Annotated in this window: 28 protein-coding genes and 1 pseudogene; 28 read left to right on the forward strand and 1 reads right to left on the reverse strand. The window is 35.3% G+C overall.

Features of this window, described 5'->3' with window-relative positions:
* Positions 1 to 180 precede the first annotated feature (180 nt).
* From NP781_RS25490 to NP781_RS05105, 12 genes are all read left to right on the forward strand, one after another.
* Positions 181 to 462: a nucleoside/nucleotide kinase family protein gene (locus NP781_RS25490; protein WP_306830444.1), complete on the forward strand. Its 282-nt coding sequence runs from the start codon at positions 181 to 183 to the stop codon at positions 460 to 462.
* Between the two features lie 44 nt (positions 463 to 506).
* Complete coding sequence (locus NP781_RS05055; RefSeq protein ID WP_257521619.1) at positions 507 to 752, forward strand: glutaredoxin family protein; 246 nt, start codon at positions 507 to 509, stop codon at positions 750 to 752.
* 58 nt (positions 753 to 810) lie between these two features.
* The gene (locus tag NP781_RS05060) at positions 811 to 2,082 is read left to right on the forward strand and encodes a ribonucleotide-diphosphate reductase subunit beta (protein WP_257521620.1); all 1,272 of its coding nucleotides are present in this window, start codon (positions 811 to 813) and stop codon (positions 2,080 to 2,082) included.
* A 69-nt stretch (positions 2,083 to 2,151) separates the two neighbouring features.
* Complete coding sequence (locus NP781_RS05065) at positions 2,152 to 3,828, forward strand: ribonucleoside-diphosphate reductase subunit alpha (RefSeq protein WP_257521621.1); 1,677 nt, start codon at positions 2,152 to 2,154, stop codon at positions 3,826 to 3,828.
* A 68-nt stretch (positions 3,829 to 3,896) separates the two neighbouring features.
* Entirely contained in the window at positions 3,897 to 4,526 is a 630-nt protein-coding gene (locus tag NP781_RS05070) for a hypothetical protein (protein ID WP_373880537.1), read from the forward strand.
* 122 nt (positions 4,527 to 4,648) lie between these two features.
* Positions 4,649 to 4,846, forward strand: coding sequence for a hypothetical protein (locus tag NP781_RS05075; protein ID WP_257521622.1), 198 nt, complete (start codon positions 4,649 to 4,651; stop codon positions 4,844 to 4,846).
* Positions 4,821 to 4,964, forward strand: coding sequence for a hypothetical protein (locus tag NP781_RS05080; protein WP_257521624.1), 144 nt, complete (start codon positions 4,821 to 4,823; stop codon positions 4,962 to 4,964). Before NP781_RS05075 ends, NP781_RS05080 begins: the two co-directional genes overlap by 26 nt.
* A 70-nt stretch (positions 4,965 to 5,034) precedes the next feature.
* Positions 5,035 to 5,925, forward strand: coding sequence for a thymidylate synthase (gene thyA / locus NP781_RS05085; RefSeq protein ID WP_257521625.1), 891 nt, complete (start codon positions 5,035 to 5,037; stop codon positions 5,923 to 5,925).
* Positions 5,926 to 6,071: 146 nt separating this feature from the next.
* Positions 6,072 to 6,590 (forward strand): dihydrofolate reductase, encoded by a 519-nt coding sequence (locus NP781_RS05090; RefSeq protein WP_257521626.1) that lies wholly within the window; start codon positions 6,072 to 6,074, stop codon positions 6,588 to 6,590.
* The gene (locus tag NP781_RS05095) at positions 6,590 to 6,751 is read left to right on the forward strand and encodes a hypothetical protein (protein ID WP_257521627.1); all 162 of its coding nucleotides are present in this window, start codon (positions 6,590 to 6,592) and stop codon (positions 6,749 to 6,751) included. The genes NP781_RS05090 and NP781_RS05095 overlap by 1 nt, the downstream gene beginning before the upstream one ends.
* 87 nt (positions 6,752 to 6,838) lie before the next feature.
* Entirely contained in the window at positions 6,839 to 7,270 is a 432-nt protein-coding gene (locus NP781_RS05100; protein ID WP_257521628.1) for a hypothetical protein, read from the forward strand.
* 11 nt (positions 7,271 to 7,281) lie between these two features.
* Positions 7,282 to 8,778 carry a recombinase family protein gene (locus tag NP781_RS05105; RefSeq protein ID WP_257521629.1) on the forward strand — a complete coding sequence of 499 codons (1,497 nt, stop codon included), beginning with the start codon at positions 7,282 to 7,284 and terminating at the stop codon, positions 8,776 to 8,778.
* A gap of 90 nt (positions 8,779 to 8,868) precedes the next feature.
* Here NP781_RS05105 and NP781_RS05110 read toward each other — a convergent pair.
* Positions 8,869 to 9,369, reverse strand: a pseudogene (locus tag NP781_RS05110) (asparaginase domain-containing protein); the annotation flags it as partial.
* A gap of 83 nt (positions 9,370 to 9,452) precedes the next feature.
* Between NP781_RS05110 and prsW the strand changes: the two are divergent.
* The 16 genes from prsW to NP781_RS05190 all read left to right on the forward strand — a co-directional run bounded on the left by prsW (position 9,453) and on the right by NP781_RS05190 (position 23,504).
* Positions 9,453 to 10,127 carry a glutamic-type intramembrane protease PrsW gene (gene prsW, locus NP781_RS05115; protein WP_004232588.1) on the forward strand — a complete coding sequence of 225 codons (675 nt, stop codon included), beginning with the start codon at positions 9,453 to 9,455 and terminating at the stop codon, positions 10,125 to 10,127.
* Positions 10,128 to 10,223: 96 nt separating this feature from the next.
* Entirely contained in the window at positions 10,224 to 11,039 is an 816-nt protein-coding gene (sleB, locus tag NP781_RS05120) for a spore cortex-lytic enzyme (protein ID WP_004232594.1), read from the forward strand.
* Between the two features lie 15 nt (positions 11,040 to 11,054).
* Positions 11,055 to 12,338, forward strand: a complete 1,284-nt coding sequence (locus NP781_RS05125) for a PepSY1/2 domain-containing protein (RefSeq protein ID WP_004232596.1) — start codon at positions 11,055 to 11,057, stop codon at positions 12,336 to 12,338.
* 114 nt (positions 12,339 to 12,452) lie between these two features.
* Positions 12,453 to 13,112: a flagellar brake protein gene (locus tag NP781_RS05130; RefSeq protein ID WP_066037612.1), complete on the forward strand. Its 660-nt coding sequence runs from the start codon at positions 12,453 to 12,455 to the stop codon at positions 13,110 to 13,112.
* Positions 13,113 to 13,207: 95 nt separating this feature from the next.
* The gene (cmk, locus tag NP781_RS05135) at positions 13,208 to 13,882 is read left to right on the forward strand and encodes a (d)CMP kinase (RefSeq protein ID WP_004232599.1); all 675 of its coding nucleotides are present in this window, start codon (positions 13,208 to 13,210) and stop codon (positions 13,880 to 13,882) included.
* A 102-nt stretch (positions 13,883 to 13,984) separates the two neighbouring features.
* Entirely contained in the window at positions 13,985 to 15,121 is a 1,137-nt protein-coding gene (gene rpsA, locus NP781_RS05140; RefSeq protein ID WP_048389803.1) for a 30S ribosomal protein S1, read from the forward strand.
* A 97-nt stretch (positions 15,122 to 15,218) separates the two neighbouring features.
* Positions 15,219 to 15,359 (forward strand): hypothetical protein, encoded by a 141-nt coding sequence (locus NP781_RS05145; protein ID WP_257521630.1) that lies wholly within the window; start codon positions 15,219 to 15,221, stop codon positions 15,357 to 15,359.
* A gap of 322 nt (positions 15,360 to 15,681) precedes the next feature.
* Entirely contained in the window at positions 15,682 to 16,992 is a 1,311-nt protein-coding gene (gene der, locus NP781_RS05150; RefSeq protein ID WP_004232601.1) for a ribosome biogenesis GTPase Der, read from the forward strand.
* Between the two features lie 110 nt (positions 16,993 to 17,102).
* A complete protein-coding gene (locus NP781_RS05155) occupies positions 17,103 to 18,119 on the forward strand; it encodes an NAD(P)H-dependent glycerol-3-phosphate dehydrogenase (RefSeq protein WP_009370805.1) in 1,017 nt (338 codons plus the stop codon).
* A gap of 223 nt (positions 18,120 to 18,342) precedes the next feature.
* A complete protein-coding gene (locus NP781_RS05160) occupies positions 18,343 to 18,555 on the forward strand; it encodes a DUF2768 domain-containing protein (RefSeq protein WP_004232605.1) in 213 nt (70 codons plus the stop codon).
* A gap of 22 nt (positions 18,556 to 18,577) precedes the next feature.
* Positions 18,578 to 19,360: a YphF family lipoprotein gene (locus tag NP781_RS05165; protein WP_257521631.1), complete on the forward strand. Its 783-nt coding sequence runs from the start codon at positions 18,578 to 18,580 to the stop codon at positions 19,358 to 19,360.
* 92 nt (positions 19,361 to 19,452) lie between these two features.
* Positions 19,453 to 20,931 carry a stage IV sporulation protein A gene (gene spoIVA, locus NP781_RS05170; RefSeq protein WP_004232609.1) on the forward strand — a complete coding sequence of 493 codons (1,479 nt, stop codon included), beginning with the start codon at positions 19,453 to 19,455 and terminating at the stop codon, positions 20,929 to 20,931.
* Positions 20,932 to 21,129: 198 nt separating this feature from the next.
* The gene (locus NP781_RS05175; RefSeq protein WP_004232618.1) at positions 21,130 to 21,402 is read left to right on the forward strand and encodes an HU family DNA-binding protein; all 273 of its coding nucleotides are present in this window, start codon (positions 21,130 to 21,132) and stop codon (positions 21,400 to 21,402) included.
* A gap of 220 nt (positions 21,403 to 21,622) precedes the next feature.
* Positions 21,623 to 22,192: a GTP cyclohydrolase I FolE gene (gene folE, locus NP781_RS05180; RefSeq protein WP_009370809.1), complete on the forward strand. Its 570-nt coding sequence runs from the start codon at positions 21,623 to 21,625 to the stop codon at positions 22,190 to 22,192.
* Between the two features lie 62 nt (positions 22,193 to 22,254).
* Entirely contained in the window at positions 22,255 to 22,473 is a 219-nt protein-coding gene (gene mtrB, locus NP781_RS05185; RefSeq protein ID WP_004232621.1) for a trp RNA-binding attenuation protein MtrB, read from the forward strand.
* Positions 22,474 to 22,736: 263 nt separating this feature from the next.
* Positions 22,737 to 23,504, forward strand: a complete 768-nt coding sequence (locus NP781_RS05190) for a heptaprenyl diphosphate synthase component 1 (protein WP_221680599.1) — start codon at positions 22,737 to 22,739, stop codon at positions 23,502 to 23,504.
* The last annotated feature ends 7 nt before the right edge of the window (positions 23,505 to 23,511 follow it).

A 23,511-nucleotide genomic window follows, 5' to 3' on the forward strand; every position in this document is an offset into this window, starting at 1 on the left:
GGTAAGACAAGTTTAGTTGATATGCTATCTGACATTACAGAGTTTAAAGTAGTGAAAGGCAGCTCATTTCAGCACAGTCAGTGTTCGCAAGATGAATTATTTGAAAAGTTTCTAGAGTTTACTAAGATGGATAGTGTAATATTTGATAGATTTCATATTTGCAATGAGATATATGCACCTATGTATGATGACTTTGCAATGTTATCTGATGAACAACGTAGATTCATTGAACAAGAAATGAAAGGTAATGCAATTGTTATTTACTTATATGCAGATGATGAAGTATTAGAGAATCGATTTAATTCTCGTGGTGATGATTATGTATCATTAGAGAAATTGAAATATGCTAAAGGTAAATATGAAGAAGCATTACATAAAGTTGAACATTTAGAAGTAGTAAAATTTGATACAGGTAAGATGACTACAAAAGAAATTGTGGAGCAGATATTACTTAATTATTAATAAATACATAAATTAAAATAAAAAAGCAGAAAGAGGAAGTATTTATGAAAAATAAATTAACATTAATCAAACGTTCAACACCAATGTGTCCAGATTGCAATAAAATGCAAATCATCTTAGAAGGAGAGGGTATTCCATTCAATACAATAGACATTGCTAAAGATATTGATGCGATTGAGAAGTATAATTTATCAAGTGTACCAGTAATCCTAATAGATAGTGATGAAGGACAATTAAAATTAAATGGAATTCAGCCGATTGAAGTTATCAAAGAACTCCTTGAAGAATAACAAATAACAATTTCTATTAAAGTGAATCAGTCAGATACATAAACAAGGAGGAAATAATTTGACATTAACAAAAACTATTAAAAAGAGAGATAACTCCATAGTCGAATTTAAACTAGAGAAGGTTATTAATGCTATTAGCAAAGCAGGGAAGGAAACTGGGGAGTTTGACAGTGAAGAGTCAGAGGCACTTGCTCAAGATGTATTAGAAGCATTGGGTAAATCAAATAATGAAGAAAATGAATTGTCAGTTGAGTATGTTCAAGATATTGTAGAAATGGTTCTTCTTAATTCTAAGTATAAAGCAACAGCTAAGGCGTATATCCTTTATCGGGAAAAACGCTCACAAGAACGAAAACCAGATATTTTTAAGAGTCGAATAAATTTAAAACCTTATGAATATCCGCACTTAAATGAATATAAAGAGGCGATCCAACATTCATACTGGCTGCATACTGAGTTTAATTACACTTCGGATATTCATGACTATAAGGTTAATATTAGTGACAAAGAACGTAATGCGATTAAGAATGCAATGTTAGCTATTTCACAGGTAGAAGTTGCAGTTAAAAACTTTTGGGGAGATTTGCATAATCGTATGCCTAAACCTGAAGTAGGAGCAGTAGGAGCTACTTTCTCGGAATCAGAAGTACGACATAGTGATGCTTATTCTCACCTATTAGAAATTTTAGGATTAAATAATGAGTTTGATAAAATTCAAGACATTCCTGCTCTATCTAAGAGAGTTAATAGTTTAACGAGTGCCGTGAAATATCTTAAAACTGAGAGTAATAAAGATTTTACATTATCACTTATTCTATTTTCGTTATTTATTGAACACGTATCCCTATTCTCTCAGTTCTTAATTATCATGTCGTTCAATAAGTATAAGAATCTATTTAAAGGTATATCTAATGCTATTGAAGCTACATCCAAAGAAGAACAATTACACGGAATGTTCGGTATTGAATTAGTTGGTATTATTAGAAATGAAAATCCCGAATGGTTCGATGAAGAATTGAGTAATAAAGTTTATGAAGCTTGTAAGAATACGTTTGAATCAGAAGTGTCTGTAGTGGATTGGATTTATGAAGATGGAGATTTAGATTTCTTACCTAAAGTAGTAGTTATAGAGTTTATTAAAAATAGATTGAATAATTCATTAAAGAGTACTGGATTTGAGCCTATTTTTGAAATCAATGAAGAATTAGTAGATCAGACAGATTGGTTTACAGATGAATTAGAAAGTACGAAGCATGTAGATTTCTTTGATAAACGTTCAGTTAATTATACAAAGAGAACTAAAAGCATAGGAGCAGATGATTTGTTTTAATTAATAATAGAACCTTGGTATGTTATAAAACTGCCAAATTTTATTATTAAAAGGGAGTCTAATAAACTTATGACATTTGAATGGTTAAACGAAAATAGTAGAAACTTTTTAAAAGGTGGATATTTAAAAGAAGGAGTTAGTGCTGAACAACGATTAAAAGAAATATCTGACCATGCTGAGAAAATTTTAGGAATTGAAGGATTCTCTTATAAGTTTTATACATATTTAAGTAAAGGCTACTATTCATTATCTTCTCCAGTTTGGTCTAATTTTGGGAATAAAAAGGGTTTAAGTATCTCATGTTTTGGATCATCAATTGATGATAATATGGCAAATATTTTATATACTCATGGAGAAGTTGGTATGATGAGTAAGTTTGGTGGAGGAACTTCTGGTTATTTCGGGAATTTACGTCATCGTGGAGCACCAATTTCTGATAATGGTAAATCTTCAGGTGCAGTTCATTTTATGAATATGTTTGAAACTCTTATTGATGTAGCTAGTCAAGGTAGTATGCGTAGAGGTGCTTTTTCTCCATACTTACCTATCGACCACCCAGACATTGAAGAATTCTTACAAATAGGAAGTGAAGGAAATCCTATTCAAAAAATGACTCATGGAGTAACTGTTACTGATAAATGGATGAAAGAAATGATTGATGGCGATAGTAAAAAACGTTCTATTTGGGCTAAAGTTATTCAAAGTCGTGTAGAAATTGGATACCCATATATTTTCTTCACTGATACTGTAAACAATAATACTGTAGACGCATATAAAGATAAAGGAATGAAAATTAATCACTCAAACTTATGTTCAGAAATTGCTTTACCAAACAATAATAGATATTCATTTGTATGTTGCTTATCTTCTATGAACCTTTTACATTTTGATGAATGGAAAGATACTGATGCAGTAGAGACAATGATTTACTTCTTAGATGCAGTTATTTCTGAATTTATTAGTGACCTAGAAGAAATGCGAGATTCTGAAGAAGCAGAAAAAAGAAACGCATTCACTTATATGGAAAGAGCATATAATTTTGCTAAAGAACATCGTGCATTAGGTTTAGGTACACTTGGATATCATTCATATTTACAATCTAAATTGATTTCATTTGAAAGTGTTGAAGCTTCTCAATTAAACGTTCGCATCTCTAAATTTATTCAAAAGAAATCCATTAAAGCCTCTAAAGAATTAGGTGTTTTATTTGGAGAACCTGAAGTGTTAAAGGGATATGGTAGACGTAACAGCACCTTACTAGCCATTGCTCCAACTACAAGTTCTGCATTTATCTTAGGGCAAGTTTCACAATCAATTGAGCCGATTTGGTCTAATATTTATGTAAAAGATGTAGCCAAAGCAAAAGTGACTATTCGTAATCCATATCTTAAAGAAGCATTAAAATCGCATGGAAAAGATAATAAAGAAACTTGGAATAGTATTCGTAGTAATGATGGTTCTGTTCAACATCTAGATTTCTTATCTGAGCATGAGAAAGAAGTGTTTAAAACTTTCGCTGAGATTGACCAATATGTAGTATTAGAACAAGCTGCAATGCGTCAAAAATTTATTGACCAAGGACAATCATTAAATATTATGGTTAATCCTAAAATGTCAGCAAAGGAAATTAATGATTTACATATCTTTGCATGGAAAAATGAAATTAAAACTCTTTATTACCAACATAGTACAAATGCAGCTCAACAATTCAGTAAAGATAAACTATGTAGTAGTTGTGAAGCATAATTTGATAGAAATAAATTTTTAAATACATAAACAAATAAATAGAATAATAAAAGGGGAAATAAATAATTATGACAAAGACAATTAACAAGATGGATGAAATCATTCTAGTTACTGAACGTAAATCATTATTTACTAATGAAGAGTTATTATTTCAAGGAGTATTAAATGCTAAAGATAATCCTGAAACAGTTAACTCAATTGTAAATAATCTAAGTAGCAATATTAGTACAATGCGTCGTGGAGATGCAGAAGAAGATGTTACATACAAACAACCAATTCCATATGCAGTAATCAAAAAAGGTGATCGTTACTTTGGTTATACTCGTTTATCTGGAGGTGGGGAGACACGTTTACACGGTAGTATTTCATTAGGTATAGGTGGTCATATGAATGTAATTGAAGGATTAGACAATTTTAATGAACTTCTAATGGAAAATTTAAATCGAGAGCTTAATGAAGAATTAGAGATTGATTCAGAGAAATTAGAAATCAAAGTTGTAGGATTAATTAATGATGATGAAAATGAGGTTGGTCGAGTTCACATTGGACTACTTGCTACTATTGAGTTATCAGAAGATGCTAAAGTAGAAGTTGCAGAAACTGATCAATTAGAGGGTAAATGGTACTCGATTAATGAATTAAAAGAAAATTATGAGAGATTGGAAAGTTGGTCTAAGTTTGTCGTAGATGCACTATAATTTTATAACAATAAATTGATGTAACTAACAGAATGATGCTATAAATAACAAATTTGTATAATTAACTTTCAATAAATCATGGATATTATTAAAAATACATAATTAAAGAGGAGATTGATTTAATGAAGAAATCACGTAAACAACGTAAATTAGAAGCTAAACAAAAGGGATTACCATTTGTACCTCAACACAACGGAAATGGGGTAATTTCTTCTGAAGATTTCTATGGATCAGGTTCAGAACGATTTAATAATAAGTTTGTGAAATTTGATAAGAAAGTTGAAGATCAAGTTATTGCTTCCAGAAGGTCTACTAAGTAATGAAGAAGAAAAAGTTGAGGTAGTTGAAGCTTTAAGTGAAACAGTTAAAGAAGCCCCTAAGAAAAAGAAGAAAAAGGGTAAGTTAAAAAAGGCACTGAAGAAACTTTTTAATAAATAAGAAAATACATAATTACATACGAGAGTGGATTAATTTCTACTCTCGTTACTTTACATAAAGGAGAATGTCATTGGGTAAACATGTTGATTTAGTATATAAGGATTTAGTATTTAAAGTGTTAGAAGAGGGTGTAATTAAAGGAGATAGAACTGGTACAGGTACAATTAGTTTATTTGGTAATCAAATTGAAATTGATTTACAGGACGGATTTCCACTACTAACAACTAAACGAGTATATTGGAAAGGTGTAGTAGCTGAGACAATTATGTTCTTAAAAGGCATTACAAATTTGAAATTTTTACTTGATCAGAATGTAGATATTTGGACTCGTGATGCGTATAAGAAATATTTAAAAGAAATGAATGAGCATTCTCACACTCCTACCTTTACATTAGATGAATTTCGTGAAGATGCAAAAGTAAACGGTTATGATTTAGGGAAAATTTACGGTAGTATTTGGCGTGATTTTAATAATGATGGAACTGATCAATTAATGAATGTGATTAATGAAATAAAAGATAATCCAGATAGTCGTAGATTAAAGGTGTATTCAGCTAACCCCTCGGTTGCTCATACTCAAACATTACCACCATGTCATGATGCATTTCAATTCTATATAAGAAATGGACATCTTGATTGTTTATTCCAAATGAGAAGTTCAGATGTTTTTCATGGTTGGAGCTTTAATGTTGCTAGTTATTCATTAATTACTCATATCATCTCTGAAATGACAGGTTTAAAAGTTGGAAGATTAATTGGTCAATTGGGAGACACCCACATCTACTCTACTCATTTAGATGCATTGAAAGAACAAACTGAACGTGAACCTAAAGAATTACCTACCTTAAAATTGAGCAAACGTGTTAAACAATTTAGAGATATTGGAGAGATTGATTTTGATGATATCGAATTGTTAAATTACAATCCACATCCAACTATTAAAGCACCACAGGCTTTTTAAACAAAAAAGAGTGAATGCAAATTAAGCACTCACTTAAATAAAGAACTATGGAAGTGACTTCCTAAATCAAAAGGAAGATGCGGTCTAGTCACAATTACATTTTACAATTCAAGTACATAACAGTCAATTTTAAGCAGGAGGATTCAATGAGTATAAATATTATCGCAGCAATAAATGAAACACACTCAATAGGTAAGAATGGACAATTACTATATAGGATTAAGAAAGATTTGCAACGGTTTAAGCAACTTACTCAAAGTAATAGTGGTCATCCTAATATATGTTTAATGGGGAAGAAAACATTTGAGGAATTACCAAAACCGTTAGACAAACGTTTAAATGTAGTTTTAACCACTAATAAGAAGTATAAAGCTCATAAGGAAGTCGTTATAGAATCATCATTTGATAAAGTGATTAATCATTATATAGAATCAGGTGATCAAGATAAGGATATATGGATTTGTGGAGGGCAGTCTTTATATGAGCAAGCATTACCATATGCTGATAAAGTTTTTATTACTTACATACACGACAATAAAAAGGGTGATACATATTTTCCTTATCAACAAGTAAAGCAACAATTTAAGAAAGTACATAGTGAAGAACATGAAGAAAATGGATTGAGGTTTGAATTTATTAATTATGAAAGAAAGGATGATATTTGATGAAGAAATTAAACACTGAAAAAAACAATAAAGAATACTCAAGCTGCATTATCCCAAATGAAGAAATAGATAAGATATTCCACGATGCTTTATTAAAGTATTTAAAATCTTTACCTGTAGAAAGATTGTTAGAAATTGAATCTTATATGAGTTGTGATTAGGATTAGCAACTAGCACTGATGTTGTATTGCGTCAGTGTTTTTTGCTATTATATCTTTATGTGATATTGATATTTAGGAGTGATGAGTTTGAGTCGTATCAGATGGTCTCAAGAAGAGAGTGATTTGTTGAAAAAAGTTTATAAATATAAGACAGCCAATCAATTGGCTGAGATATTTCCTCATTATACAAATACTCAAATATTAAGGAGAGCTAAGAGATTAGGGTTAAAGAAAGATCCTTTAGTAGCAAAGGAATCTCGTGAACAAAACAAGATAATACAACGTCAAGACTTATGGACGGATGAGGAATTGAAAATATTATCAGAAGTGTATCCACATGAAGGTGCAATAGGAGTGCAAAAGAAACTAGAAAAAGAAAGAAGTATACAGTCTATAATTTCACAAGCCAACAAGTATAAAATATGTAGAATTCAGAAAGATTTGTTTTGGAATCCACAAGCTATAACAATTAACGATGATGATATATTTTCAGTAAAAATTATTTATAAGGGACAGTAGGTGTATGAAAATTGAAAGAATTAAAGGATATAAAAAATGTAGCAATTTATCTCAGACGTTCAAGAGGTGAAGAGTCAGAGGATTTAATAAAACATGAGCGTAGTTCTATCCAAGTGTGTGAAAAATATGGCTGGAGTTATACAGTTTATAAAGAAATTGGTTCAGGTGATTCTATTGAGGCTAGACCATTAATGTGTGAACTATTAGATGATGTTGGAATAGGATTGTATGATGCAGTAGTTGTAACTTATTATGACAGACTTGGTAGAGGTAGTGGAACAGATCAAGACATAATTACAAATGTATTTTTAAACAGTAGTACGTTGATTATAGAGACTACTCCATTCACTATTTACAACATGGAGGATGAAGCTTCTGAAGAAATGTTGGCTTTTAAACAATTTATGGCAAGGCGAGATTATAAGAATATCAACAAAAAGTTGACTCATGGAAGAAAAATGGCAGTAGAGATGGGAAGATGGGTTTTTTCATCCCCGCCTTATGGATATGATTACAATAGAAAAACTAAGAAATTAGATGTGAATGATGAACAAGCTAAAGTTTTAAGAATGATTTACGATATGTATTTAAACGAGAATATGTCTAGTAATGATATTGCATGGTCATTAAACAAACAACAGATACCATCCCCTAAAAATACATTGTGGACTGGTGCAACAATATTACAACAATTAAAAGCAGAAGTTACTCTTGGGCATATCGTTTACAACAAAACAAAAGGTAATCGGAAATCAAAATCTACTATAAAAAAGAAATTTGAGTATGTACCTAAAAGCGAATGGAAAACTGTATATAATGCACATCCAGCAATAAAAACGCAGGAAGAACACGAAAGAATTTTAAAGACAATAAATGAAAATAATACTCATACAAGAAAAAATAATGTTAATGTATTATCAGGTATGGTAAAATGTTACAATTGTAATTCAACTCTAACAATAAGAAAGGCGAGTCATGACGGGAGAGATGAAATATCGAATTGTTCTAAGTGTAAACAATGTAAAGGTGGTAGAGCTGAAATAGTAATGAATTCTATTTTTAAATCTGCTGCCACAATAAAAGGAGCTTTAAAGGATATAGAAAATGACCAGCTAAAAGATAAAGAAAAGACAATGTTACTTAAAGAGATAGAAAAGTTAGATGCTAAATTAGATACTCAATATAAAGCGATTGAGAATATTGAGTTGTGGTTTGAAGAAGGTAGATATTCTTCGGATAAAGCTAAATCAAAAATCAAAGAAAGAGAAGAGAAAGTATATGAGTTAGAAAATATTGTTAGGAAGAAAAGAGAAAAGTTTGAATCATTTTCTAATATGACTAACACTGACAGAATTAAAAGAATAGATGAATTTATTGAGCGCATGAAAAAAAGTAGTGATGAAAACGATAAAGCCAAACAGAATACTTACATTAAAAATATTATATCAGAAATAATATGGAAGCGAACCGAATGGGATGAAATAGAGGTAACGGTAAATTTTCTTTAAGGGGATAGACTGTAAAATAGATACTGTATGTTGGAATAAAATACATATGAAAATAAGGGACATATTGTGTAATTAAGAACAATACAATAAAACATTCAATGTGCTTGTTTTTGTTGTATTTACAGCAAGATGAACCTCATCATTCATCACAACAAGCACACCTTTATCACGTGCTTCTTCATCAACAGCTACTCGGACTGCCTCCACTAAATTATAAATCCCATCTGCTCCAAGTTCGTTAGATGAACGCATAGCTCCTGTTAGCACAATAGGAATGGCTAAATTCGTTGTTAGCTCTAAGAAATAGGCGGTTTCTTCCAATGTATCTGTACCATGTGTGATGACCACGCCGTCAATTGGCTGTGCGTCAATTTGTTCCAAAATCAAGTTACGCAATAAAAGCATCTCTTTCGGCGTAATATGTGGAGAAGGAAGGTTAAAAGCTTCTATTTCTATAATGCTTGCTAGTGAAGCGAGTTTATTACTTTCCATCATTAGAGGATTTTCCTTATTTGGCATGACCGCTCCTTCAGCACTCATTGCCATGGAGATTGTGCCGCCAGTATGAATTAATAAAATTGTTTTTTTCATAAAAAATAAATCTCCTTTTAAAAAGTTTTTTTGTCATTACATGGTATAATAATAGCAGTCTATTGTTGAAAGGAGCCGGCATCATGATCATTTTATTATCTGCTGCCATTGCTCCCGGTCTAGCGCTTTTTAGTTATTTCTATTTGCGCAATCAGATGGCTACGGAGCCAAGAAGAACTTTACTACAAACGTTTTTATACGGCGCATTTTTAACGTTCCCAATCATGTTTTTACAGTATGTATTAACAGAGGAAGGGGTTTTTCGATATCTTTATCTTCAAGACGTACTATTTTCAAGTGTCATTGAAGAATTTTTTAAATGGTTTGTGCTATTAATTGCCATCTATAATCATATAGAATTTGATGACCCTTACGATGGTATATTGTATGGGGCAAGCATTTCGCTCGGCTTTGCTACGATTGAAAATGTTCTTTATCTACTTTCATTTGGCTTAGACACGGCATTTATGCGAGCCTTATTACCAGTATCAAGTCATGCTTTGTTCGGTGTCGTAATGGGCTATTATTATGGACGGGCTAAGTTTTCGAAACTTGTTAAGACAAAAGAAATGATTGCTATGGCGCTTTGTGCACCAGTCGTACTTCACATTCTATACAATACAATATTATCATTCAAAGGTCACTGGGTTTATTTAATGATTCCTTTTATGTTGTTTTTATGGTGGTTTGGCTTGCGCAAAGTGAAGCTTGCACATTATCATCTGGTGCAGCATTTGCATATGCAAAAGAAAATATAAAGCGTAGAAATCGTCAAAGATTTCTACGCTTTATTTCATTTTTATCATGTATAAATTACTCCTTTTGTTTCAAGCTATAAAAAAGGAGTGATAAAAGTGCGTTTAGTAAGCATACTTTTTGCTTTGATATTAGGAATTAGTATAATTGCGATTCCTCAAAATGATGCCAATGCATTTAGCGATCAGCAAATTACTCGGGGTGCCTATGGAGATGATGTCGTTGAATTGCAAGCGAGGCTACAATACTTAGGTTTTTATAAGAGTAAAATTGATGGAAAATTTGGCTACAACACATACTGGGCTTTACGTAATTTCCAAGAAAATTATGGGTTACCAGTAGACGGAATTGCAGGCGCTAAGACAAAGAAAGCATTAACGGGCAATTCAGATTATGATGAAAAATGGGTGAAAGCTCAATTAAATGCAGGGAATCAATTTACTTATTATGGTGGGAAGCCACTTGATCAGCAAGTGAAAAAGAATACTAGTGGTGGCACTAGCAATAGTAGTGGAAGTAGTAATAATAATGGAACACAGACACAAGTTCCTCCCAAATATACAGAGCGTGATTTACAACTAATGGCGAATGCGGTATATGGAGAGGCAAGGGGAGAACCATATGAAGGACAAGTAGCAGTTGCTGCAGTTATTTTGAATCGTTTGGAAAGCCCAGATTTCCCGAATACTATTTCAGGGATCATTTTCCAACCGTTAGCATTTACGGCCGTTGCAGATGGACAAATTTGGCTTGAGCCAAATGAGCGAGCAAAAGAAGCGGTTATTGATGCCATGAACGGCTGGGACCCTTCAGAAAATGCATTGTATTATTTCAATCCAAAAACTGCAACGAGCAAATGGATTTGGTCACGTCCACAAATCAAACAAATTGGAGAGCATATTTTCTGTTCATAGAAAGGAGGAACCTAGATGAAAACTTGGCTCGTGGTCTTAACGATTGCCGTTATTGGGTTAGGGGCTTACAGCATTGATTTGCATGGAGATAAAGAAGATTTACAACGTACCGTGCTAGCACAATATACAGATAAGTTAACGGATGCATCTGAAAAACTTTCCCATCTTCAACGCTCGGTATCACAATCCCTGTTGTTTCAAGATGAGCAGGCGATTCACAATGAACTAGATTCGGTTTGGCGTTTAAGCTCAGAAGTTCGTTCTTCTATTGCGAATATTCCAATAGGACAAGAGCTATCAAGCGAATGGATGAACTATCTAGGTCGACTTGGCGATGAAGCAAAAAGGACAGCGAAAACAGGGGATTATGAAGCTTGGCGTGAAAAAATGCCCCAGGTTTCAACAAATTTACAATCTCTTTCCGATGAATGGACAGCTGCAACCGTCGATTTCTATAAGCATGATGGAAAAATGGATGTTTGGCTACAGCAAGTGGACAATAAAAATCCAAATAGCCAATTTGATACTGTAAAAGATACATTAAAGGGCTACGGCGAAAAGGATTTCCCGTTAACTTTATCTGAATCTGATTGGCAGAAAAAAATTGAGTTAAAGGCATTACAGGATGCGGTTATTACCGAAAAAGAAGCACTAGAAAAAGTGAAATACTTATTCCCAGTCATTAAAGATGCTACATTTACAGTTACAAAAAGTAGTGATACAGCACCATATCCTTTTTATCATATCCAATTCCACCAAGGGATTCGATTAGGGTATGTTGATCTAACAGAAAAGGGTGGACATTTATTATCCTATTTAGTAGAACGTCCTGTGGATGAAGCCAAGTTATCACAAGAGGAAGTTATGAAAAAAGCGCAGGAATATGTGAAGAAATTAGGCATGAAAGATGTAGCCTATGTGGAATCACGCGAAAATCATCAAGCTTGGCATGTGACATTTGCTCGTGTCCATCCTGGAGATAATGCGTTAATCTACGCTGATGGTGTTCAATTGAAAGTAGCGAAAGATACAGGTGAGCTGTTAGGTGCAAATGCAATGGAATATATTCAAGAAGAAAATATTAAAAAGCAAACAGCTAAGCCGATTGATTGGAAAACGTTCTTCCAAGACGATATTCAAGTACAAGAGGTAAAAAATATCTACACAGATAATGGACAATTTGAACAACGTCTTTGCTATGAGGTCATTGCATTGCGTGATGGTAATACGCAGGAAACATTTAGAATTGTAATTGATGCGGAAAACCATAATGTATTAAAAGTGGAATATCTAACTTAATCAATGATGCCTCCGCTCTGTATGAACTTGACATGAAAATACTACCAATTTTTATAGCCAAAATAAGCTTCTCATGAGATAATTAAACTATATTTTTCGCACGGGGAGATGCTCATGGAAATAAAAATTGGTACACAATTACAACTTGAACCAACTTATACAGAACGGTTGGAGAAATTCCGCTGTAAAGTTGTAGAGCAAAAAGATAATATTCTTTATATTGATTATCCGGTTAATATGGTAACAAAGAAAACGGCATTTTTAATAGATGGCTCAGAATTTAGAGCAACTTTTCGTACTGAGGATAAGCAATCCTTTGCCTTTAATACAGAGGTAGTTGGCCGTAAAGCAGGTAATATACCAATGATTATGTTGCATTGTCCAACACCAGAGGAGTTTATAAAAATTCAGCGACGAGAATATGTTCGTGTAGAGACACAAGTAGACGTTGCTATTCAGTTGAAAGACTATAAATATCAACTTGTGACTGTGGATATTAGTGCAGGAGGCCTAGCTGTCATGTTGAAAGGTCAAGTAGCTTTCACTGAGGGTGATGAAGTAAAACTAACCATTGTATTGCCATTTGCCAATGGAGATGTCAAGTATGTCATTACAGAAGCGCTGATCGTACGTATTTTTGAAAAAGAGGATAAACGCATTGCAACAATCCAACTAACAGATACAGATGACGTCGATCAACAGCATATCGTCCGTTTTTGCTTTGAACGTCAATTAGTCAATCGTCGTAAAGAAATGAACCCTTTTAATGTTTAATTTCCTTTATGAATATTTTGATGAAGCCCTCTCCTAGTAGAGGGCTTTTTTGAGGTTATATGATACAATAAGAGGTGCAGAAAGTAGGGAAGAATATGAAGAAAAACATTCAAATTGCGATAGATGGGCCTGCTGGTGCTGGCAAAAGTACAATCGCGAAAATTGTTGCTGAAGCACTTGGCTTTACATACATTGACACAGGCGCAATGTATCGAGCAGTTACGTATAAAGCGATGCAACAAAACATACATTTAGATGATGAAGCAAAATTAGCAGAGATGCTTGAAGTAAGCACAATTGAATTAAAACCGTCACCTCAGGGACAGCTTGTTTTTTTAGATGGTCACAATGTGTCAGCGGAAATACGCTCTAACGAGGTCACTTCATCAGTCTCACAAGTAGCTGCCCATGCGAAGGTTCGTGAACTATTAGTTGCCCAACAGCAAAAACTTGCAGCTAATGGTGGTGTTGTCATGGATGGCCGCGATATTGCTACACATGTCTTAAAGGATGCAGAACTAAAGATTTTCATGTCTGCAACAGTAGAGGAGCGTGCTAGACGACGCTTGATTGATAATCAAAAAAGAGGAATTGACTCCTCTCTTGAAAAACTTCAGGAAGAAATTGCACTACGTGATAAAAAGGATAGCGAGCGTGAAGCATCGCCACTGATTCAAGCTGAAGATGCGATCTTTTTAGATACAACAGCATTGTCCATTGATGATGCAGCACAAGCTATTTTAAAATTAGCAGAAGAAAAAATGCTATAAATCCTAAAATTTCAGACATTTTTTGAATTTAAAGGATTTATTTTTGTCTTTGTCTTCAATATCGAATAAAATAGTAAGGGAAGATGCGAAGGAGGGTTACATATGTCTGAAGAAATGAACTATGCAGAACAAACGTTTAACGAGGGTGATATCGTCAAAGGCATTGCCGCGCAAGTTGATGAAAAGGCAGTATCTGTATCAATTCCAGGTGCACCGTTTGATGGTATTGTACCGATTAGTGAATTATCAAGCTTACACATTGAGAAAGCGTCTGATGTCATCTCAGTTGGAGATGAATTAGAGTTGATGATTACAAAGGTTGAAGAAGAAAACTTTGTCCTATCAAAACGTAAAGTGGATGCTTTAAAAGCATGGGATACACTGGAGCAGCAATTTGCCGCTGAGGAAATTTTTGAAGCGGAAGTAAAGGATATTGTTAAAGGTGGTCTTGTCGTAGATTTAGGTGTACGTGGCTTTGTACCAGCATCGCTTGTAGAGGACTATTTCGTTGATGATTTTGAAGGCTATAAAGGGCAAACATTAAGCTTTAAAATTGTTGAGCTTGATAAGGATAAGAATCGCCTTATTTTATCTCATCGAGCAGTGGTTGAAGCAGAGAAAGCTTCACAAAAGAAAAATGTGATTAATCAAATAAAAGCTGGCGATGTATTGGATGGTAAAGTACAGCGTCTCGCGTCATTTGGTGCATTTATCGACCTAGGTGGTATTGACGGTCTTGTACACATCTCGCAAGTATCACATGAGCATGTGAGTGATGTGAGTGAGGTTTTAGCTGAAGGACAAGATGTAAAAGTAAAAGTTCTATCAGTGGACCCAGAAAATGAACGAATTTCTTTATCTATTAAGGAAACTATTCCTGGACCATGGTCCAATATTGAAGAACGTGCCGCAAAAGGCACTATTTTAGACGGTAGAGTGAAGCGACTTACTTCATTTGGCGCATTTGTGGAAGTATTCCCAGGCGTGGAGGGTTTAGTGCATATATCGCAAATTGCGCATAAGCACATTAACACGCCTCATGAAGCATTGAAAGAGGGACAAGAAGTACAGGTGAAGGTCCTTGATGTCAATGCTGACGAAGGCCGTCTAGCCCTAAGTATTAAAGAATTACTAGAAAATCCAGAAGCAGAAGAAGTAATCGACTATGAATTACCTGAAGAGAATACAGGCTTCTCATTCGGTGATGTCATTGGCGATAAACTAAAAAACTTTAAATAATGTATACAGCGAGGATGCATAAATGTATCCTCGCTATTTTTGTGGTTGATAGGATTATGAAAGTGAAGGATTTTAAGAAGAGGATAAAATCTTTGAAATGAAGGATAAAACTCTAAAAGTAGCAGATAAGAATCCTAAAGTGAAGGATAGCAATTATAAAGAGGATAGAATCTTTGAAATGAAAGATACAACTTTAAAAGTAGCGGATAAGAATTCTAAAGTGAAGGATAGCAATTAAGAAATGGATAAAATCATTGAAATGAAGGATAAAACTCTAAAAGTAGCGGATAAGAATCTTAAAGTGAAGGATAGCGACTAAGAAATGTGAAATATTTGAATTAAAGGATAAGATTTTAGCAGCAGCGGGTAAGATTTTCAAAATAAAGGATAGTTAATTAAAAAGGCGATAAAATCTTTATGACATCTGATAGCACGCTTAAAAAATGAGGTAACACCGTTTATCACCATACATAGCATTCTACATTATGGATATGATATGATATAATGGCATTTTTCGTGTATAATAGCGAAAGACAAGAAGTTGGAAGGATGAAGTACAGATGACGAAACCAGTAGTAGCCATCGTAGGTCGTCCGAACGTAGGTAAGTCGACGATTTTTAATCGTATCGTTGGAGAACGCGTTTCGATTGTGGAGGATATCCCAGGCGTAACACGGGACCGTATTTATAGTTCGGCAGAGTGGTTAACACACGATTTTAATATTATTGATACAGGTGGCATTGAAATAGGGGACGAGCCGTTTTTAGAACAGATTCGTCAACAAGCTGAAATTGCCATTGATGAAGCGGACGTTATTATTTTCATGACAAATGGTCGTGAAGGGGTAACAGCAGCAGATGAGCAAGTTGCTAAAATTCTATACAAAACAAAAAAACCAGTCGTATTAGCGGTTAATAAAATTGATAATCCTGATATGCGTGAAATGATTTATGATTTTTATGCACTTGGCTTCGGTGAACCTTGGCCAATCTCAGGTTCCCACGGTTTAGGTTTAGGGGATTTATTGGACGAATGTGCAAAACATTTCCCGAAAGAAGATGAAGAGCAATATGGTGATGATGTCATTAAATTCTCTTTAATTGGTCGTCCGAATGTTGGAAAATCCTCTTTAGTGAATGCTTTCCTAGGGCAAGAACGTGTTATAGTTAGTAATATTGCAGGGACAACACGTGATGCGATTGATACGCCTTATGCATATGATGGACAGGAATATGTCATTATTGATACGGCGGGTATGCGTAAAAAAGGAAAGATCTATGAAACAACCGAGAAATATTCTGTGTTACGTGCGCTACGTGCTATTGAACGCTCAGACGTTGTTTTAGTAGTGCTGAATGCAGAAGAAGGTATTCAGGAGCAAGATAAAAAAATCGCTGGCTATGCACATGAGGCTGGAAAAGCTGTGATCATTGTTGTGAATAAATGGGATGCCATTGAAAAAGATGAAAAAACAATGAATGTCTTTACACAGCAAATTCGTGAGCATTTCCTATTTTTAGATTATGCCCCAATTATTTTTGTATCGGCGAATACAAAACAGCGTGTGCATCAAATTTTACCGATTATCCAACGTGTCAGCGAGAATCATGCGATGCGTATTCAGTCCTCTATTTTAAATGAAGTGATTGAGGACTCAGTGGCTCGTAATCCTGCACCGACAGATAAAGGTCGTCGTTTACGTATTTACTATGCTACTCAGGTAGCGATTAAGCCACCAACATTCGTTATTTTTGTGAATGAACCTGAGCTTATGCATTTCTCATACGAACGCTTCTTAGAAAATCGTATTCGCGAAACATTTGACTTTGAAGGGACGCCAATTCGTTTAATTACACGTGCGCGTGCTTAAGGCAATAGCTATACACATACAATACGCCAACCCGACATTATTGTTGGGTGGCGTCTTTTTACAAGAAAGAACTTACTTAATAGACAACCCAGCAAAGGGAGGATTTTGTTATGGAAAAAGTTTGTGTGTTAGGGGCAGGCTCATGGGGTACTGCACTGGCAATGGTACTAGCGGAAAATGGACATGATACGCTTGTATGGACACATAGAGCTGAGCAGGCAGAAGAAATCAATCAACTGCATACGAATAAAAAATATTTACCAGAAACCATTCTACCTGTAAATTTACATGCGACGAGTGATATGGCGAAGGTAGCTACTCATGCAGAAACCATTGTTGTGGCTGTTCCAACCAAAGCGATTCGTGAAGTATGCGAGAAACTAACGGCTGAATTAACAAAAAAAGTGTTGTTTGTCCATGTTTCGAAAGGAATTGAGCCTGACTCATTAAAACGAATATCTGAAATTTTAGCAGAGAGCTTACCAGCTATGTATGTGGAAGAAATTGTTGTTCTTTCTGGGCCAAGTCATGCAGAAGAAGTGGTGCTGCATCATCCTACTACGGTTACGGCAGCTTGTGCCAATATTGATGCTGCTGAAAAGGTACAGGATTTATTTATGAATCAGTTCTTTCGCGTCTATACAAATGAAGATATCATTGGTGTGGAAATAGGAGGAGCGTTGAAAAACGTTATCGCTTTAGCGGCAGGTATTACTGATGGCTTAAATTATGGAGACAATGCGAAAGCGGCACTTATCACGCGAGGTCTTGCAGAAATTTCACGGTTAGGTGTAAAAATGGGCGGTAATCCATTTACGTTCTCAGGGCTTACAGGTATGGGGGATTTAATTGTAACCTGTACAAGTGTTCACTCGCGGAACTGGCGTGCAGGAAATATGTTAGGGCAAGGTATGAAGCTACAAGAAGTGCTGGATCAAATGGGCATGGTCGTTGAAGGTGTCCGTACTACGAAGGCAGCCTATCAATTAGCAGAGAAATATGGTGTCGCCATGCCGATTTCCACAGAGCTCTATAGTGTGCTATTTAATGATGTTGAACCGAAAGTGGCAGTAGATGCCTTAATGATGCGTATGAAAAAACGAGAAATAGACGATATGAAGCATTAATATTAATTTTTTGATTAGACTTGTCATAAAATGGACATAAATAAGGTGTCTCAACGAATCTGTTGAGACGCCTTATTGTGTGCCACTAGTTGAATAGAAATACATGCTAAAAGAGTTGTCCATTTCTTGATAGTTATAGGACAACTATTTCTTTTTAGCAAAAGCACATAGTATAATATACTTTGATTGTGTCTTGACATTCAAAGAAAGGTGGTTTTTTGAAATGGGCCCGTTAGCTCATATGCCTGCGCTTGATGTAATGTGGGTGTCGTTTTATTGCATCGCATTTATGATTATATCAGTCGGCTTAATTTATTTAGCGCGAAATAAGATTTCAAATGTATTTTTACGAACAGTCGTAAATTTATGTGCATACATACTGTTTGGACTTGGCACATTTTTAATGGTACTTGTAGTTGCCACTTGGCCAGCATAAAAAATAATGAGGTGTCAGTAACATGAAAAAACTAAGTGCTTTGCTGTTGGTATTTGCAACCGCCATACTGTTAGTAGGATGTGCGTACCCAGAAGACGAAAAAAGGGCTAAGGTCACACCTGATGTCGATCAACTAGCTGCAGTTCAACGTGCCGTGGATGAATATCGTGAAGCAACAGGTGGACTAGTACCAATTAAAAATAGCGAGCTAGATACGGATATCTATATCAAATATTTAATCGATTTTGAAAAACTTATGCCGAAGTATTTGGCGACAATCCCTGGAAATGCCTATGAAAAAGGTGGTATATATCAATATATCATTTGGGACCCTGAAAATGAGGCAACCGTCAAATTAGTAGATTTAAATGCGGCAGAGCGTATACGTGAAATAGGTATTCGTAAACTATCTACACAGTATTTACCAATAAAAGGGTCAATTTCAGATAATGTTTATCAGATCAACTATAAAGATTTGGGTTATAAAACAGAGGTAACTGTAAAAAGTCCCTATTCTGGCGTCGAGTTACCACTTTTCATGACTGGTGATGGTGAATTACATGTAGACTATGCTGTGGATTTAGGACAGCTATTAAAAGAAGATAAGCCAAATGTAAAGCCAGGCGATGATATTCGCCAACTGCTTGTCGACAAATTTCCAGTGGTCCCTGCCTATTCTATTCCCTATACAGTGGACGAGAATGGAGAGCCTATCTATGATATGAAAACATATAATGCGGATGTCAGAAAGGCGAAAGAACAACAAAAACAAGAGGCAGAAGCCGCCGAGAAAAAAGAAAAATAGCAAACAAGCTCCTTACATTTGTGAGGGGCTTTTTCATATTTGTCTACAGGCTCGCATATAGTGAAAAAGCGTAGATAAAGGAGGCAGAAACCTTGAGTGAAGCAGTATTTAGAGAAATTGCAGAGCGCACAAATGGCGATGTTTATATTGGTGTTGTCGGTCCAGTACGTGTAGGTAAATCAACATTTGTAAAAAAGGTAATGGAATCAGTCGTGTTACCAAACATTGTGGATGAAACGGAAAGAATGCGAGCACAAGATGAGTTGCCACAAAGTTCTCCGGGGCCAGTCATTATGACTGCTGAGCCGAAGTTTGTGCCTGCCCAAGCAACCCGTATTGTGGTCGGTGACGATGAAATGCCATTTCAAATTCGATTAGCAGATTGTGTGGGTTATATTATTGATGGGACAAAAGGCTATGAAGATGAAAATGGACCTAAATTTGTTCATACTCCTTGGCATACGGAGCCAATTCCATTTCAGGAAGCCGCTAAAATTGGCACAGATAAGGTGATTCGCGATCATGCGAATATTGGTATTGTCGTAACAACTGATGGTACAGTGAACGGAATCAGTCGACGAGCAGCAGAGAAGGCAGAAGAGGAAATTGTAGAGCAATTAAAAGAAATCGGCAAACCATTTGTCATCTTACTCAATTGCCAAATGCCTGCGAGAGAAGAAACGGTTCAGCTTCGCAATGAATTGTTTGAACGTTACAATGTACCTGTTATTGCGATGTCCATTGATCAAATGAGAGAAGCGGATATTCAATATATTTTACAAGAGGCGTTATTTGAATTCCCAATTCGTACCATTGAAGTGGAAAAACCAGACTGGCTGGATGTATTAGATGCTACACATCCATTAAATGTTGCATTGATTGATTCGATGGAGGAAGTCCTATCTTCTGTGATGAAAATTCGAGATGTGCAACAGGCGTCAGATGCCTTCAAAGCGATTGACTTTATTGACCAAAGTGAGGTTGTTCATGTAGATGCAGGTGTAGGAACAGCTGTAATCCGTGTATCCCTACAGGGTGAATTGTATAAATCAGTTTGTAATGAATGGCTAGAAGAACCAATTGAAACGAAAAAAGATTGGTTACTCTTTATCAAAGAGGCGGCAGAGGCAAAAGAGGCCCAAAAACGCTTTAAAAGTGCTATTCACGATGCTGATACGACAGGATATGGGGTGACATTGCCAATGATGCAGGAATTTGAGCCAACAGCCCCAGAGCTCATTAAACAGAATAATTTCTTTGGTGTACGAATGAAGGCAAAAGCACCATCCTATCATATTATCCGGGTTGATATGGAGTCAGAATTTGCACCGTTAATTGGCTCAGAGTTCCATAGTCAGCAACTTTTAAAAGATTTAAATCATGCTTATTTACATGATCGTGATGCCTTATGGAATACACAATTATTTGGCACACCATTGCACGAAGTATTAAAAGAGGGGATTCGCTATAAAATGGATGCAGTTCCACATACTGCTAAAAAACGTATGCGTCAGACGATTGAACGTATGGTTAATGAAGGGGATCGTGGTTTAGTAACATTTATTTTATAGTAATAAAATTCAGAAAAAATGCAAAAAATATACGCAGGGCTTTTCGTTTTTATGCGAAAAGTCCTTTTATTTTTGTTTTTTGGGTGAAAAACTGATTTTTTGGTTATAATCATGTATGAATACAGTTGCGTAGCGGTTTTCTATGTGTTACTCTTTTTACAGAATTGGTTCATGACCCTTTGAGAGGAGGTGAATGGTGTGAATAAAACAGAATTAGTAAACTCTGTTGCTGAAGCTGCAGGTCTTTCTAAGAAAGACGCTTCTAAAGCAGTTGAAGCTGTATTTGATACAATTCAAGATGCTCTTGCAAAGGGTGACAAAGTACAATTAATTGGTTTTGGTAACTTTGAAGTACGTGAACGTGCGGCTCGTAAAGGTCGTAACCCACAAACTGGTAAAGAAATCGAAATCGCTGCTAGCAAGGTGCCTGCTTTCAAACCAGGTAAAGCGCTTAAAGACGCGGTAAAATAATACACGTCTAGTAGTTACATAGAGCAGTCTTCATGTTAACGAACATGAAGGCTGCTCTTTTTAGCTTCAAAATTTGTATTTTACATAATAATATACAGTGATTTGCTTATCTAGAAGCGAATTTCTGATGAATCAGGTAAGTCATTTTGCGCTTACCTTTTGGATGTGCTACGATGCATAGGGAAATGTGTAATGTTTTGATATGCAGGAGGTTTTTTTGATGTCGAATATTGATTTATTGAAAATAGAGGAAGCGGTAAAAATGATTTTAGAAGCGGTAGGTGAAGATGTTAATCGTGAAGGTTTATTGGATACGCCGAAGCGTGTAGCAAAAATGTATGCAGAAATGTTCAGCGGCTTGCATGAGGATGCTAAAGATTACTTTAAAACGGTGTTTCATGAAGATCATGAAGAACTGGTGCTTGTCAAAGATATACCTTTTTATTCGATGTGTGAGCATCATCTAGTACCTTTCTATGGCAAAGCACATGTTGCATACATACCAAATGACGGCGTTGTTGCAGGACTGAGTAAGTTAGGACGTGCAGTGGAGACGATTGCCCGCAGACCACAACTACAAGAGCGTATTACCTCTTCAGTAGCGGACACAATTATGGAGATGCTTTCGCCAAAAGGTGTTTATGTTGTGATCGAGGCAGAGCATATGTGTATGACAATGCGTGGATTGAAAAAACCTGGTTCCAAAACGGTGACATCTGTTGCACGTGGTATTTATGAGGAAGATGAAGTGAAACGTAGAGAAGTGCTGTCATTTATTCAAATGTCTTAAATTGCGTGTCTAATTATGTTATGATGAACTAAGAATTTGTCGGATTTAAGGAGTGTACAAAGATGTCACAAGATTATATTGTTATTCAAGCAGAAGAAGATGGTGTACATGTCATTGGATTAACACGTGGAACAGATACGAAATTCCATCATTCAGAGAAATTAGATGCCGGCGAAGTAATGATTGCTCAATTTACAGAACACACATCTGCCATGAAAATACGCGGTAAAGCGCAAATTCATACAGCACATGGCGTGATTAATAGCGAAGCGAAAAAATAAGAGACTTTGTTTCTGACGATAGGTTTTAATGCTGTTCAACGTTCTACAGCACATATAAAAACACTAGATGTGAAAAACTGAGTATAAGGTCTATGGGCAGTTAGCATTCCAACATTCAATTTTGGGAGAGCTTTACTGCCTGTGCTATGAAGAAAGCAAATTTTTTTTATTCCGCATCGTTGCGTATGCTATAATGACTCAGTAAGCAAGCGTTTAGCCTTGTACAGGGCTAACGTATCTGAAAGTGAAATGGAGTAAGGTCTATGAATGCAACATACATTCAAAATTCAATTGCACAGTTAAAAACAGAGATTTTCATGGATGTTCGTCATAGAACTTTGCAAAAATACACAGGTGTACCTGTGCTAGATGAAAATCAACTGTTTTATTTGTTAATCCCGTTTTTGAATGGTGAAGAGTGGCAACAAGAGCAACAAGAGGCTGCAATTACTGTTGGCATAGTGTACGCAGCATTAGCGGCTCACGATCATATAAAAGAATTAGACGCAACATCAAAAGAACAGCAGCTTACCGTTTTAGCTGGGGATTTTTATAGTGGTCGTTATTATGAAATATTAGCAATGTCAGGGAATGTCGCATTGATTCGAAACTTGTCACAAGGTATTGTGGCACGATGTGAAAACCAAATTAAAGTTTATGAAAATAAACAACGAACAATGGAACAGTGGTATACGTCGATGAGTACGATAGAATCAGGGTTAATTGCTCAATTTTTTGATCTTTATTCTTTCGGTGAATATATACCACTTATAGAAAAAAGCTTATTAATCTTGCGTTTAGAAAAAGAATGGACAGCTTATCAACGTGGGCAAATGTCTTTAATGGGTAAGGCACTAGAAGAAAGTGTCAGACGTAATGGCGCAACCTTTAATAGCGTCATCCAAGGGAAAATTGTGCATTTAAAAACAGAGCTATCACAGATCATTAATCAGGCATCCTTTTTACAAAGTGATATCAAACAAGCTTTACATGCACATGTAGAGGCATCCATTGCTTCTACTAACGGATAAGAGAGGT

Source organism: Lysinibacillus sp. FN11 (genome assembly GCF_024628845.1).
Lineage (GTDB): Bacteria > Bacillota > Bacilli > Bacillales_A > Planococcaceae > Lysinibacillus > Lysinibacillus capsici.

Coding starts and splice junctions, on each gene's coding strand:
- der (WP_004232601.1), top strand. CDS start 15,682: ATGACGAAACCAGTAGTAGCCATCGTAGGTCGTCCGAACGTAGGTAAG.
- NP781_RS05090 (WP_257521626.1), top strand. CDS start 6,072: ATGAGTATAAATATTATCGCAGCAATAAATGAAACACACTCAATAGGT.
- NP781_RS05055 (WP_257521619.1), top strand. CDS start 507: ATGAAAAATAAATTAACATTAATCAAACGTTCAACACCAATGTGTCCA.
- NP781_RS05190 (WP_221680599.1), top strand. CDS start 22,737: ATGAATGCAACATACATTCAAAATTCAATTGCACAGTTAAAAACAGAG.
- mtrB (WP_004232621.1), top strand. CDS start 22,255: ATGTCACAAGATTATATTGTTATTCAAGCAGAAGAAGATGGTGTACAT.
- NP781_RS05070 (WP_373880537.1), top strand. CDS start 3,897: ATGACAAAGACAATTAACAAGATGGATGAAATCATTCTAGTTACTGAA.
- NP781_RS05130 (WP_066037612.1), top strand. CDS start 12,453: ATGGAAATAAAAATTGGTACACAATTACAACTTGAACCAACTTATACA.
- cmk (WP_004232599.1), top strand. CDS start 13,208: ATGAAGAAAAACATTCAAATTGCGATAGATGGGCCTGCTGGTGCTGGC.
- NP781_RS05165 (WP_257521631.1), top strand. CDS start 18,578: ATGAAAAAACTAAGTGCTTTGCTGTTGGTATTTGCAACCGCCATACTG.
- NP781_RS05145 (WP_257521630.1), top strand. CDS start 15,219: ATGAAGGATAAAACTCTAAAAGTAGCAGATAAGAATCCTAAAGTGAAG.
- NP781_RS05065 (WP_257521621.1), top strand. CDS start 2,152: ATGACATTTGAATGGTTAAACGAAAATAGTAGAAACTTTTTAAAAGGT.
- NP781_RS05160 (WP_004232605.1), top strand. CDS start 18,343: ATGGGCCCGTTAGCTCATATGCCTGCGCTTGATGTAATGTGGGTGTCG.
- NP781_RS05075 (WP_257521622.1), top strand. CDS start 4,649: ATGAAGAAATCACGTAAACAACGTAAATTAGAAGCTAAACAAAAGGGA.
- NP781_RS05095 (WP_257521627.1), top strand. CDS start 6,590: ATGAAGAAATTAAACACTGAAAAAAACAATAAAGAATACTCAAGCTGC.
- NP781_RS05125 (WP_004232596.1), top strand. CDS start 11,055: ATGAAAACTTGGCTCGTGGTCTTAACGATTGCCGTTATTGGGTTAGGG.
- rpsA (WP_048389803.1), top strand. CDS start 13,985: ATGTCTGAAGAAATGAACTATGCAGAACAAACGTTTAACGAGGGTGAT.
- NP781_RS05155 (WP_009370805.1), top strand. CDS start 17,103: ATGGAAAAAGTTTGTGTGTTAGGGGCAGGCTCATGGGGTACTGCACTG.
- prsW (WP_004232588.1), top strand. CDS start 9,453: ATGATCATTTTATTATCTGCTGCCATTGCTCCCGGTCTAGCGCTTTTT.
- NP781_RS25490 (WP_306830444.1), top strand. CDS start 181: ATGTATGATGACTTTGCAATGTTATCTGATGAACAACGTAGATTCATT.
- folE (WP_009370809.1), top strand. CDS start 21,623: ATGTCGAATATTGATTTATTGAAAATAGAGGAAGCGGTAAAAATGATT.